The 12,369-nt window shown below is 47.8% G+C and carries 13 protein-coding genes and 1 pseudogene; 5 read left to right on the forward strand and 9 right to left on the reverse strand.

From position 1 onward, the window contains the following. Positions 1–332: 332 nt before the first annotated feature. Both ytfJ and BLS58_RS08505 read right to left on the reverse strand, forming a co-directional pair. On the reverse strand, positions 333–773 hold the full coding sequence (gene ytfJ, locus BLS58_RS08500) for a GerW family sporulation protein (protein WP_090397962.1): 441 nt from the start codon (positions 771–773) through the stop codon (positions 333–335). Between the two features lie 6 nt (positions 774–779). Continuing rightward, entirely contained in the window at positions 780–1,502 is a 723-nt protein-coding gene (locus tag BLS58_RS08505; RefSeq protein WP_090397964.1) for a DUF2953 domain-containing protein, read from the reverse strand. Positions 1,503–1,582: 80 nt separating this feature from the next. On the opposite strand from BLS58_RS08505, the gene BLS58_RS08510 reads away from it, so the two are divergent. Beyond that, positions 1,583–1,843 (forward strand): YgaP family membrane protein, encoded by a 261-nt coding sequence (locus BLS58_RS08510; RefSeq protein ID WP_090397967.1) that lies wholly within the window; start codon positions 1,583–1,585, stop codon positions 1,841–1,843. 19 nt (positions 1,844–1,862) lie between these two features. Here BLS58_RS08510 and BLS58_RS08515 read toward each other — a convergent pair whose 3' ends face one another. The 5 genes from BLS58_RS08515 to BLS58_RS08535 form a co-directional block, all read right to left on the reverse strand. After that, the gene (locus BLS58_RS08515) at positions 1,863–2,435 is read right to left on the reverse strand and encodes an RDD family protein (protein WP_245723110.1); all 573 of its coding nucleotides are present in this window, start codon (positions 2,433–2,435) and stop codon (positions 1,863–1,865) included. 14 nt (positions 2,436–2,449) lie between these two features. Then, a complete protein-coding gene (sppA, locus tag BLS58_RS08520) occupies positions 2,450–3,454 on the reverse strand; it encodes a signal peptide peptidase SppA (RefSeq protein WP_090397969.1) in 1,005 nt (334 codons plus the stop codon). A 164-nt stretch (positions 3,455–3,618) separates the two neighbouring features. Next, positions 3,619–4,821, reverse strand: a complete 1,203-nt coding sequence (gene thiI / locus BLS58_RS08525; protein ID WP_090397971.1) for a tRNA uracil 4-sulfurtransferase ThiI — start codon at positions 4,819–4,821, stop codon at positions 3,619–3,621. After that, a complete protein-coding gene (locus tag BLS58_RS08530) occupies positions 4,818–5,969 on the reverse strand; it encodes a cysteine desulfurase family protein (RefSeq protein ID WP_090397973.1) in 1,152 nt (383 codons plus the stop codon). The genes thiI and BLS58_RS08530 overlap by 4 nt, the downstream gene beginning before the upstream one ends. Before the next feature lie 118 nt (positions 5,970–6,087). Continuing rightward, entirely contained in the window at positions 6,088–7,812 is a 1,725-nt protein-coding gene (locus tag BLS58_RS08535) for a septation ring formation regulator EzrA (RefSeq protein WP_090397975.1), read from the reverse strand. A 122-nt stretch (positions 7,813–7,934) separates the two neighbouring features. Between BLS58_RS08535 and hisJ the strand changes: the two genes are divergently transcribed. Further along, complete coding sequence (gene hisJ / locus BLS58_RS08540; protein ID WP_090397977.1) at positions 7,935–8,750, forward strand: histidinol-phosphatase HisJ; 816 nt, start codon at positions 7,935–7,937, stop codon at positions 8,748–8,750. Positions 8,751–8,902: 152 nt separating this feature from the next. Here the strand turns inward: hisJ and BLS58_RS08545 are convergent. After that, a pseudogene (locus BLS58_RS08545) lies at positions 8,903–9,569 on the reverse strand (class I SAM-dependent methyltransferase). A gap of 9 nt (positions 9,570–9,578) precedes the next feature. Further along, positions 9,579–10,217 carry a forespore capture DNA-binding protein RefZ gene (gene refZ / locus BLS58_RS08550; protein ID WP_090398195.1) on the reverse strand — a complete coding sequence of 213 codons (639 nt, stop codon included), beginning with the start codon at positions 10,215–10,217 and terminating at the stop codon, positions 9,579–9,581. Between the two features lie 149 nt (positions 10,218–10,366). On the opposite strand from refZ, the gene BLS58_RS08555 reads away from it, so the two are divergent. The 3 genes from BLS58_RS08555 to panD all read left to right on the forward strand — a co-directional run bounded on the left by BLS58_RS08555 (position 10,367) and on the right by panD (position 12,345). Then, positions 10,367–10,852 (forward strand): GAF domain-containing protein, encoded by a 486-nt coding sequence (locus BLS58_RS08555; protein ID WP_090397978.1) that lies wholly within the window; start codon positions 10,367–10,369, stop codon positions 10,850–10,852. A gap of 258 nt (positions 10,853–11,110) precedes the next feature. Then, complete coding sequence (gene panB / locus BLS58_RS08560) at positions 11,111–11,962, forward strand: 3-methyl-2-oxobutanoate hydroxymethyltransferase (RefSeq protein ID WP_245723111.1); 852 nt, start codon at positions 11,111–11,113, stop codon at positions 11,960–11,962. After that, positions 11,962–12,345 (forward strand): aspartate 1-decarboxylase, encoded by a 384-nt coding sequence (gene panD, locus BLS58_RS08565; protein WP_090397980.1) that lies wholly within the window; start codon positions 11,962–11,964, stop codon positions 12,343–12,345. The genes panB and panD overlap by 1 nt, the downstream gene beginning before the upstream one ends. Positions 12,346–12,369: the final 24 nt, after the last annotated feature.

Raw genomic sequence — 12,369 nt, forward strand, 5'->3', positions numbered from 1 at the left:
GGCTTACCCGCTCCTCTTTTGGGGGATGATTTCGGCGATTTCATACCTCGCGGGCTTGCCCGTTCCTCTTTTGGGGGATGATTTCGGTGATTTCGGCAAGCGACACCTCTCAGAAGGCGATGAGCTACATGAATGGTTTCACTCGACTCAAATGACACCGTTCGACAGCCGATCAGCTACCCGAATGGTTTCACCCAACTGGCCCCCACCCCCATTGAGGTACAACAACACGATTATCTCGGCGATCCCGCAAATATATCGGCGATCTCACCCCGACCCTCCCGCCCATGCTAATAAAAACACCCCAGCGGGGAGGCTGAGGCTTGTCTCTCTTAATCGATATGCGGATAATGACGCCCCTCGACATGATGTAAGTCCTCATCGTCATCATCATCGCGAATCAATTGTTTTATTTTCTCCACCACTTGCGGGGCGAGCTCGAGCAATTTCTCATAAAAATGGGTTTGGTTATCGAGATGAATCATTTTAACACCGGCTGTGCCGACGACGAGAAAAGCGATGGGGGTAATGGAGACACCTCCGCCACTGCCTCCGCCAAAGGGGAGACTTTCTTCGTCATCATAGTTTTCAGTTCGTTCCGTTACAATTTGGCTTCCGCCGGCGGCAAAGCCAAAACCTACTTTCGACACCGGGATAATCACACTGCCATCCGGAGTTTCGACAGGATCGCCGATGATCGTATTCACATCAACCATTTCTTTAATGTTTTCCATGGCTGTTTGCATTAAGCCTTGAATCGGATGCTCTGACATGAACGTTTATGCCTCCTTCGATACATTTCGATCCTCAGGTTTATGTTTAGACGCTGGTTCATCCTTTATTCGGGCGTGTATTAAAACCTGGATCAACGCACGCATAGCATTCCCGACAGAGAAAGTTACTATACAGGAAAGCGAGGTATGAAAAAAAGCAGCCTGAAACAAGGGCGTCACTTTTAAATCGGGCAAATGCCTGACGCTCATTTTCTCGGCAACAAGAGCGAACAAAGCGGATTTTCCCGTCCAGGCAACCCCCGAAAGGGTCCCTGTAGACGCGGCATCACCGGTTCCGATCACGGTTTCCCACCGGAATTCCCTGACACGGACGTTTTTCAGAAAGCGACGGAGGATTCGTGTGAAGCCAGCGACATGATGCAACGTCGTTTGCATGTATTCCCGTTGCTTTTCCACATCCTTCAGCGTCCCCTTCTTTTCTTGCTTCTTTTTTTTCTTTTTACTGAATAAGCCCGACGAATAAGCCTCATAATCCATGGAAAAAGAGTCTTCATCCATTTTCATCGTCGGTACTTCCCACTGCTTTTTAATGAGTCCCCGCAAAATGGAAACCGTCAAGCTCCCGTCATTATCTTGCCCCTGTTGTTGATAGCTAATGTGAACCCTCACACGAAGAAACAGGCACAAAATCAGTAAAAACGTAACGATGATGAAACCCACGAGCACCCATGTCATATAAATCACCGTTTTTATTTGCAGTATAGTCATTAGCGAGCGAGCCTAAACTATGCCGTATGGATTTGCCTTAATGAATCATACTAATAAAGCGGAAAGGAGGCAATACAGCCATGAACAAAAATGTAGGAACGCTCGACGCCATTATGCGCATTACGTGCGGTTTCACGGGGTTAGCCTGGGGGACATCGAAAATGAACAGGCATTCGGACCGGACGTTACCTGTGCTTGTTTCCTTTTATTCGGCAATGAAGGTAGCAGAAGGCATCACGCGCTATTGCCCGATGTTGGACATGCTCAATATGAACAGCGAGAAACTTTTGACGCAAGAGGACGCCAGCGATAACGAACAAAATCCCCACCCTTCTCCTTAAAAACACGAAACCGCGTGCCTTACGGCACGCGGTTCTCATCTTCTCCTGTTTCCTCTATACGATCGTCCCTGACGCTATTCTGGCGACGATCGAAGACGACCCTTGTGTCGGCAAGCATATCATGGACACCTGCTTTCTGCGGGTGAAAAGCTACGACGATGTACATAAGGTTGGTAAAGCCAAGCACGCGATGAATCATGCGTCCCGCCACTTCACGAAAGAAAACATCTCCCCATGTGAGCGGATTTCCGTCTTCCCTGCGTACACGGAGTCCAAAGATCATTTTCCCGAGCGTTTGCCCGATCAGTTTCGTCATGACCGCAAAATAAATATAAGCGACAATAGCGGTTAGGACGCCGACGACCGTGATCCCAAAAAATAATGTCGGAGAGGCATCCAGGAACATAAAAATGGGCCTGATAAACAAAGCATTCAGTGAAAAGACGATAATCAAGTCAACAATATAAGCCCAAAACCGCATCCAAAAGCCGGCATATATACTCATTTCAATGACTTGCGTCGGTTTGACTTCTTCACCTTGCTCCCGATGTTGCCCAAGCCCTTCTTCTCTTTCATCGTAAGGTATGTCCAAGATTCACCCCTCCTTTATTGTTCGTATAGGTACATTAATCTTGGTGAGCTCTCCCGTTGAAGCACGGACACGAGGTCTGATACGTCATCACCCCTGATCTCGTTGACGACACCACCTAATAACGATGCAAAGCCCGCTTCGGATTGATAGCGTACGACTTCAGGGTTGGAAAGCCCCAGGTTTTCCTGCATGGTTTCAAGGGTGTCGTCGAGACTGCCCACTCCATCAATGAGACCATTGTCCAGCGCTTGATTTCCCGTGTAAATGCTGCCATCCGCTAAATCTCTTACCTCATCTTCAGGCATATCGCGTCCTTCCACAATGACGTCCACGAATTCATCGAGCATTTCATCGGCCATATCCTGGAGCATAGCCTCTTCGTCATCTTCCATCTCACGGGTCGGACTCAGAATATCCTTATAGGGGCCTGTCGTAATGGTGTCATCTTCAATCCCAAGATCTTCAAGCAACTCGGAAAAATTCAGACCTCCAATGCCGCCCGACAGCACAACGCCAATCGATCCGGTCAATGTTGACGGATGAGCGGAAATGTAATCGGCGGGAGCGGCTACATAATAACCTCCGGAAGCGGCCATTCCGCCCATGGATATGTAGACATCCTTGTCGAATTCTTCTTGTGCGGTAGTCACTTTATCGTGAATTTCGTCACTTTCGATCAGCCCTCCGCCCGGGCTATCGACTTCGATAACGATCCCGTCAACCGTCTGATCTTCCATAGCGCCATCCAGCATATCCAGGAACTGCTGATGATTATAGTCTACAGGTGCAAAAGGGTTATCTTCCCCTAAATCCTGAATGGCTCCTTCTAATTCAAGAACGACAATCCGGCCGTCCGTCCCTGTCTCCTCAATTTCTTCCACATATGGCTCATCAACAGCTGCTCCTTCAAAGACCTCTCCAAAATCGGCGGTAGCGATGGTGGCAAACATGTTAAACATCAAGGCTATGCCCAATACGGCTACGGCTACAAGCAACGCCACCCAGCGTTTGACGTTCATGTCATTCCTCCTCTATGTATTCCCATAAATGTCCCATAAGTACGAATAAGTTCAACTGCCCATCAGAGAGGGAGAACCATCTCCGATGGACGTTTCATCTTATAGGAAATGACCTCGATTTATTGTCCCAGACCCTTCCTTAAAATGCAATCATTTCATTGGTCTCAGAGCAATTCCGCGAACGCCTCGTTCGACCGGTTCTCAGCGTCAATGACGAATGTTTCCCGGTTCGAGACGGCTGTGTTGATCTTCTCGTCCATGTCCAAAAACGATTCATAGAAGCGGGCTTTTTCTCTTTTCGGTTTCGTCTTTGATTCCGCGGGAAGGAAAATCGTGCAGCAGTCTTCATATGGCAATATCGAGGTTTCATACGTGCCGATTTGTTTGGCAATATCTGTCACCTCGACTTTGTCCATCGTAATTAACGGACGCAAGACCGGAGTATTTGCCACTTCCTCGATCGTGTGCATGCTCTCGAGCGTTTGTGACGACACTTGACCGAGGCTTTCACCGTTAACGATGGCAAGGGCTTCTTGTTCCCGGGCGACTTGTTCACTGATTCGCATCATTACGCGCCGCATAATCGTCATTTCATAGTTCATCGCGACCTCTTCGTGAATATATTGCTGTAGGTCGGTAAACGGAATGACATGCAGACGGACAGAACCACCGTAGTCCGCGAGCACGCGGCTTAAGTCGATCACTTTCTGCTTGGCCCGCTCATTTGTAAATGGCGGACTGTGAAAATGAATCGCTTCGATTTGTGTCCCTCGCTTTAAGGCGAGATAGCCGGAAACCGGACTATCAATCCCTCCCGAGAGCATAAGCATCACTTTTCCGGATGAACCAACCGGCAAACCACCGGGACCGGAAATTTTGCCGGCGCTAATATAAGTGCCTTGTTCCCGCACTTCCACGAGCAATTCCACATCCGGATTGTGAACATCGACAGTGATGCCCTCGCTGTTTTTTAAAACATAGCCTCCAACGTCATGATTCAATTGCTGCGAGCGGATGGGGAAAGATTTATAAGATCGACGGGCATTAACTTTAAACGTTTTTGCCGATTGGTTTTGATTCATCACCTCCAGGGCGGTTGCCTGGATATCAATAAGCTCATGGCTCGTTTTTAAGGCATAGGATAACGACACGATCCCGAAAATATGCCGGAGTTTTTTCATGATCGCTTCTGCGTCTTCATTATGAATGTCCACGATTAATCTTCCGGTCGTCCGCTTTGCTCGCGCCTGTGGAAAAGGTGCGAGGGCACGATTGATATTGCCTTTTAACGTCCGTTCAAATGTAGCGCGATTTTTTCCCTTCAACGCGATTTCACTGTAACGTACAAGGATATGGTCGACGTTCATGCTTTCACCTCTTTCACGCGGCGGATCTCCGGAACAACCTCGTCCAGCGCCTCCAGAAGTTGTTGTATATCGACTTCAGTCGTATTGTAACCCAGGCTGAAACGTAAGCCTGTCTCGGCGCGTTCCCCGGGACCAAACTGGGCATCGAGCACTTCGCTCGCCGTTTGCAGGCGTGCTGAACAGGCCGATTTCGAAGAGACATGGATATCTTTCTTCGAAAGCGCCTGGATGACAATTTCAGGACGAGTGCCCGAGATAGAAACGTTAATAATATGAGGGGCGCTTCCTTCTTCCGGTGTATTGATGAGCATGCCCTCCCGTTTTCGGAGCGCTTGCATGAGTTCATGTTTATGGGTTTGTAACGCTTGTTTGGCTTCTGAGTAACGCTCATAAGCCAGACGTAATGCTTTTGCGAATGCCACAATGCCTGGCAGATTCTCCGTCCCTGAACGCAGGTTCTGCTCCTGACCTCCCCCGTGGAGCAAAGGTTCAATCTGGACCCCTTCACGGATATAAAGCATTCCCGTGCCTTTAAGGCCATGGAACTTGTGTCCGGATAGCGTGCACAGGTCAATGCCACTGTTATGAAGGTGTAACGGCACTTTAGCCGCCCCTTGAACGTGATCCACGTGGAAACGAATTTTTTCCCGGGTTTTTAGCCATTCCCCGATTTTTTCTACAGGTTGAATCGCTCCCGTTTCATGATTTACATGCATAATGGATACGAGTATCGTCTCTTCGCGACTCGCATCTTTAACATCTTGCAAACTGACGAACCCGTCGTTATCCACAGGCAGGTACGTGACCTCAAATCCGTTTTTTTCCAAATAACGGCAAGTGTTCAGCACCGATGGATGCTCAACGGCGGTCGTAATAATATGATTGCCGCGCCTGCGACGAGCATAGGCAACCCCTTTAATCGCGAGATTATTCCCTTCCGTACCTCCGGATGTGAAGATCAGTTCATTTGCTTTTATATCCAATATGCCCGCGATCGACTGCCTCGCCTGGCGCAATAAATGCTCCGCTTCCGAACCGTAACCATGCAACGAAGACGGATTGCCAAAATAACGAAGAGCCGTTTTTTGATACGTTTCCAGCACTTCGGAAAAAGCTACAGTCGTCGCACTGTTATCTAAATAAATCATCGAGTCGTTCTCCTTATTATAAGGCTGATACGGCTTTATATTATAGCATACAGTGGAGCTTGACCAAAAATTAGGGACACCAACCGAAATCGTTAGTGCCCCAAGTCATCACCGAACCCTATCTCACTTTATCCAGAGCTACTTGCCGCTGGCTTCGCTTGCCCCATTCTAATTGCAAGTTAGTGAATGCATTCGGAACGAGCCGTTCAAAAGCTTGTGACGTATCGCGAATCGCGTCCTCGTAAAAACCATTTCTAAATTGTCTTTCAGCATCATTAAGAATGGGATTTAGTTCTTCGAATTCGCGACGGTAGCGATTGCCAAATTGCAATAGGCGTTCCGCCCAATTGGCTTCATCAATAATCTTATCGAGGGTATCAGCGGCTGCCTCCATTTGTTGTTGGCTCTGTTCAAGCGCATCCTGTATGCTCCTCATCTCCAGAGGCGTCATTTCCAACAACGCCGTCGCTTTTTCCAGTTCCTTGCCTGCCGCATCCAGCTGATCGACAAGCATTTCCGGGACGGCCGGAAGTTTGCTTTTTTGCATCTTATAATGGGTTTCCTTCAACCATACCCGCAACACTTTCAATTGTTCCATCGCGCGTCTTTCTTCTCCGCGCATTTCCTGAAGTCGCTCCAGCGATTCCGTGATGTTTTTTTCCGTCGCAGCCATTTGCTCATCCACATTTTTCACGGTCGTTTGTAAGTCCACATAAGATTGTTTGTGATCGACATAGAGGTCTTCCAGCACTTGCTGGTCCTTTTCGGCATCACCAATTTCTTTTTTTATCAACTCAAAATTTTCTTTGTCTTTATCAGAAAGATGATAATTGACTTCAATATTGGCTCGCTCCTGGTCTAAATTGGACATCGCATCAACAAGGGTTTTATGACGTGTCCTCAATGACTCCAGCCCTTTTTCCACTTCATGCTTTGCCTCGACTTCCTCTTCGATCGTCCGGTAATTTTGTTCGATCGTTTCCTTGATTTGCTGCAGCTTTTCACTGACATTATCCAGTTCCAGGGCGTTTACCTTTTTTTTCAGGTCTGCCAGTGATGCATCGATGTCCTTGAGATCATCATGAATGGTAAAATGTTGAAAAGAAAAGGCTTGCTCTTCCATCTCCCGTACTCCCGAGCGTAATTCCCGAACTTGTTTTGGAATCTCGACATCGATCTCATGTAAATATGCGGGAATGGTTTCAACTTGTCCCTGTAGCCGTTCCAACGTTTCCTGTAAAAATAACAAGCGTTCGCGCGCACGCATATAGTTGCCGCTTTCGGTCTCCTCATAGAACATATCCAGCTCTTCCTGGCTTTTTTTCAACGCTTCTTCCAGGGGAGCGGCCGCCTCACCTAGCGCTCGCCATTGGCGGGACAACAAGGAACGGACCTCTCTGTAAGTTTCCGTAACCTTTTCAATCTCCTCACGGTTCTTTTCTTCACTGTTGACGAGTTGCTCGACTTCATGGCGAATCTCGGATATTTCTTTCTCGATCTCCTTTAAACGATTCTCCGTCTCCAGAAGTTTATCTTTTGCGCGGCGAAACTGATATTTATTCGCGATTTCTTCAATGTCAAACAATTCCATTTCCATTTCCGGAAGGCGTTCATCAACGATCTCATCCCAGGCCTGACGCCATCTCTCAAATTTTTCTTCGGTTTCTCCGGAAATCGTCAATCCTTTCACGCGGCTGATTTCATCAGCGACAGGCGCACCCATAACCTCGCCTTTGCGCTGATCCAAATTGTCTACCCTTTGATAAATATGCCGACGATTAAATACCCCATAGGCAACGACCAAAGCAATAACCACAAAAATCGCGATGAAAAAATACACCATTATCCTCACTCCAGTTATCCGTAGCGTTCCTTTATATGTTTCGACTCTTCATAGGAAAAAATGTCATATATTCTATGATAACATGGATTTTGGGATAATAGTTACAAGTTTGGAGGCAAAAGATGAAAAACATTGAATTTGACGGCCACGTTCATACTCCTTATTGTCCACACGGAAGCCGTGAGACCCTTGATCGATACATTGAACAAGCGTTACTGCTGGGTTATAAAGGGATCAGTTTTTGTGAACACGCGCCGCTACCGGAGGGATTTACCGACCCGACACCTGCAAAAGACAGCGGGATGCCCTTCGCCGATCTGGACACTTATATCAGTGCGATCGTCGATGTACGACAGCGTTACCATAAAGATATCGATATTCATATCGGCCTGGAAGTTGATTTTATTGAGGGATACGAAGCAGAGACGAAGCGGTTGCTCGATGAGTATGGTCCTGCCCTTGATGACGCCATTCTCTCCGTCCATTTCATTTATACCCGGAACGCATATGGCCTCCTCGACTATAACCTGGAAACTTTTCAGTCTCTAGCGGAAAAATCAGGGGGAATCGAAGCTTTGGTCACCCGGTATTATGAAACGCTTCTCCTTTCCATTGCTGCTGACCTTGGAAAGTATAAGCCCCGGCGACTCGGGCACGTGAGTCTCGTGCGCAAATTTCAGAAAGAGGTTGCACTCCCCGATGATACACATTGGCTCCATGAAGTTCTGGCCGCAACAAAAAAAGAAGGGCTTTCCCTGGATATCAATGGCGCAGGCGTCGTTAAACCGATGTGCGGACAGCCTTATCCGCCCGTCGATATCACCCGAAAAGCGGCCGGAATGGGGATCCCGCTCGTGTATGGCTCCGATGCCCATCACCCGGACGGACTCGGGCAGGGAAGGGAAGAATTGCCGGAAATACTGTTTGACATTCGATAACCATCTGTGTTCCTGCGCGCGATAAGAAAACGCTCCAGCCTATAGGAGCGTTTTTATTTAGCAGATAAGAAAGGTATAAACCACTTTCTTATCCTGCATAAGTGCAACTAAGGCTTATCGCCTTAAAGGCTTGGCGATAAGCCAAGTTTTCTTTATTTCGGTTTTTCCGCTGCGACCATAAGGAACATCGGCCTTCGTTTTTCGTCTTTCATTTCGGGCACACGCTTTAACATTTCCTCGGAAGGAACTGGTTCACTGATGGCTTTAATACTAAAACCTGCAATATTTTACAACCTTTTCGCCCAAAAACATCGTTTCACGGACGTCTTCTGATTGATAATGATCGATGGGCCAATGAAGACGCTTCCCGTTTCCATCGTAATACCAATCTTGTTCGTGTCGTGCAGTAAAAATGGGGTGCTCCGCCGAGAAAATAAATGTTCCTCCGGGTGTTAGCCAATTATAGACTTTTTTGCTGATGGCTTTAAGCGATTTAACATAATGAAGCGCTAACGAACTCATCACCACATCAAATGCAGCGTCTGGATATGCAATGTCTTCAATGGCCATGTTTACATATGAAATAAAAGGGTCAGCTGTTTTTTCACGCGCTTTATGAAGCATTTTTTCGGATAGGTCCACACCAACCACATAACTTGCCTGCTTTTCACGGGCATATCGGCAATGCCAACCGAAACCGCAGCCCAAATCAAGCACCCTTTTATTTCGCAGCGCGGGCATCATTATTTTTAATTCGTGCCACTCTCCCGCGCCTTCCAACCCTTCGATGGAGCGTGGCATTTGCTCATACGCCTTCATCGGGTATACCTAAGACAGAGCAACCAATGACCCCGGAGATGACTGGGGTTCACAAATTTGCACCTCTACAAACTGGCGCACATGCTTCATATAATGATGTAAAAATGTTCGGTCCCGTGGCTCCAGATGAAAAACTTCCCGGATATGCTGTGCATGCAAAAACGGCATGGTGATCATTCCGCGTAAATGCAGGATCGCCCACTCTTTTCGCATTCCTTTGAAAACCCCTTCTTTTTTTCCTGCTTCCAACACTTGTGTGATTAGATGTTTTTCTTTCATATAATAACTTGCCATTACTTCGCGGACGAGAATGGAATCGAGCGTTAATTCCCGTAAAACGAGCCTCGCCATACGGTGATGCTCTTGCTGGAACTTGAGGGCTGCTTCAATAATCGCGAGTAACCTCTGGTAACTGCCCTCCGCGCTTTCGGACCCTTTTTCAAGTTCCTGTAAATATCCTTCCAGATAATCGTTGAGCAAGTGTTCCAGCATCCCTTTTTTTCCGCCAAAATAATAAGAAATCAACGCGACATTTACCCCTGCGCGATTGGCAATAGCCCGTACAGAAGTTCCGCTGTATCCTTTTGTCATAAACAGATCAATAGCTGCCTCGGCGACCTTGGTTTTCGTGCCGTAATTTACCGTCATCTTCGTCGCCTCCATTCTGTAATTAGCTTCTCCTTACTATTTTCGCTTCTTCCTTAAACGTTCCTGCCAATACTTCTCGACTTCTTATAAAGCTTTTCGCCATGTTATAATAAAGGCAGACATTGAATAGGGAAGAGGGCGTTATAAACATGTTTGAACCTGTCACTTACAGTAAAAATATGGAGAAAAAATACGAACAGTTATGTCAGCAAGCAGAAGCCCTGCTCGCTGATGAAAAGGATCAGGTCGCCAATTTAGCGAATATAGCCGCGCTGTTGAATCAATTTCTCGATCGCACCAATTGGGTAGGGTTTTATTTATACAAGGAAGGCGAACTCGTTCTCGGACCGTTCCAGGGGCTCCCCGCCTGCATCCGCATCCCGATCGGTCAGGGCGTTTGCGGCACAGCCGCCGAAACGAGAGAAACCCAGGTCGTGGAAAACGTACACGAATTTCCGGGGCATATCGCCTGCGATGCGGCCTCCCAGTCGGAAGTCGTCGTCCCGATCGTGATCGATGGCGAGTTGTTTGGCGTTCTCGACATTGATTCCCCCGACATCGGCCGTTTTACGGAAGAAGAAGGAAAATGGCTGAAAGCGTTTGTGGAGCGAATTGCGCCGTATATTCGGGGATGAACGCATTCAAAAAAATATACAAAAACGCGCGAACGCATGCTATACTATCCTCACAAGGGCTGTATCTGTAAGGAACGGCACCGATGTTAGTGGAACATGCAAAAAAAGCTTAACAGCTGCTTGGATCCCTAGAGGACTGGGACAGCGCGGAGATCACAAAGCTTTTTGTATGCGCTATCTTTCTGCCTTCATCCCTTGGAAGAAGGCTTTTTGCCGTTTCATGCGGTCTTTGAACACATGAAACTGGAGGGAAAGAATGTGAAAACGACAGCTACTTTTCGGAAAATGAAACAAGACGGGGATCCGATCGCTATGCTTACGGCCTATGACGCGCCTTCAGCCAGACTCGCGGAACGTGCGGGTGTTGACCTGCTCCTGGTCGGTGATTCGTTAGGCATGGTTGTGCTTGGGTATGACTCCACCATTCCGGTCACCGTCGATGATATGATGCTTCACACGAAAGCGGTGAAAAGAGGGGCACGCGACACATTCGTCGTCACTGATTTGCCTTTCTTTTCGTACCATGGGGATTTTTCCGAAACAACCGAAAACGTCAAGCGCCTTATACAGGAAGCAGGAGCCGATGCCGTTAAGCTTGAGGGCGGCATGGAAGCCGTTGAGACCGTCAGGCGATTGGTGCAAGCCGACGTTCCCGTTATGGGACATCTAGGTTTGACACCGCAATCCGTTGCCGTGCTTGGCGGCTATAAAGTGCAGGGCAAGGCGTCTGCTGAGGCTGAGACACTGATCAATGAAGCAAAGGCACTTGAAAAAGCCGGTACGTTTGCCATTGTGCTTGAATGCGTGCCGAAACAGCTCGGCGCTCTCGTAGCGGAACAGTTGAACATCCCGGTGATAGGCATTGGCGGTGGCGCTGACACCGACGGCCAGGTGCTCGTCTATCACGACGTCATTGGCTATGAATCTGACCACGTACCGAAGTTCGTAAAACAATACGCGAATATTTCGTCCCAGATTGAAGACGGGTTAGGGAATTATGTTAATGATGTGAAAGCCCGTTCGTTTCCTGAAGCGGGTAACACATTCACAATGAAAGATGATCAGCTTGAAAAACTGTACGATGCTCCCTTTGCAACGGAGGGACAATAATGTTCCGAACCATGATGAAAGGAAAACTGCATCGGGCGCGTGTCACAGAGGCAAATCTTGAATATGTGGGAAGCATTACCATCGATGAAGATTTACTGGATGCGGTAGACTTGTTGGAAAATGAAAAAGTCCAAATCGTCAACAATAATAACGGCGAACGTTTTGAAACGTATGTGATTAAAGGGGCGCGCGGCAAGCGCGGCATCTGTCTGAACGGCGCGGCTGCCAGGCTTGTGCAGCCCAGGGATATTGTTATTATTTTAACCTACGCCCTCTTGGCTGACGAAGCTGCAAAAAACCACAAACCGAAGGTTGCTATAATGAACGAAGAAAATAACATTGTGGAGATGCTCGAAACAGAACCCGCTTCCACAATGTTATGATCGGAAAACCCACCCGGCGCTCGG

Origin of the sequence: Natribacillus halophilus, from assembly GCF_900100185.1 — a bacterium.
Taxonomy (GTDB): Bacteria; Bacillota; Bacilli; order Bacillales; family Marinococcaceae; genus Natribacillus; species Natribacillus halophilus.

Bases quoted from the DNA above. Each gene is read 5' to 3' on its own strand.
- BLS58_RS08530 (WP_090397973.1), bottom strand. From the start codon at position 5,969: ATGATTTATTTAGATAACAGTGCGACGACTGTAGCTTTTTCCGAAGTG.
- BLS58_RS08505 (WP_090397964.1), bottom strand. From the start codon at position 1,502: ATGACTATACTGCAAATAAAAACGGTGATTTATATGACATGGGTGCTC.
- sppA (WP_090397969.1), bottom strand. From the start codon at position 3,454: ATGAACGTCAAACGCTGGGTGGCGTTGCTTGTAGCCGTAGCCGTATTG.
- ytfJ (WP_090397962.1), bottom strand. From the start codon at position 773: ATGTCAGAGCATCCGATTCAAGGCTTAATGCAAACAGCCATGGAAAAC.
- hisJ (WP_090397977.1), top strand. From the start codon at position 7,935: ATGAAAAACATTGAATTTGACGGCCACGTTCATACTCCTTATTGTCCA.
- BLS58_RS08555 (WP_090397978.1), top strand. From the start codon at position 10,367: ATGTTTGAACCTGTCACTTACAGTAAAAATATGGAGAAAAAATACGAA.
- refZ (WP_090398195.1), bottom strand. From the start codon at position 10,217: ATGACGGTAAATTACGGCACGAAAACCAAGGTCGCCGAGGCAGCTATT.
- panD (WP_090397980.1), top strand. From the start codon at position 11,962: ATGTTCCGAACCATGATGAAAGGAAAACTGCATCGGGCGCGTGTCACA.
- BLS58_RS08510 (WP_090397967.1), top strand. From the start codon at position 1,583: ATGAACAAAAATGTAGGAACGCTCGACGCCATTATGCGCATTACGTGC.
- BLS58_RS08535 (WP_090397975.1), bottom strand. From the start codon at position 7,812: ATGGTGTATTTTTTCATCGCGATTTTTGTGGTTATTGCTTTGGTCGTT.
- thiI (WP_090397971.1), bottom strand. From the start codon at position 4,821: ATGAACGTCGACCATATCCTTGTACGTTACAGTGAAATCGCGTTGAAG.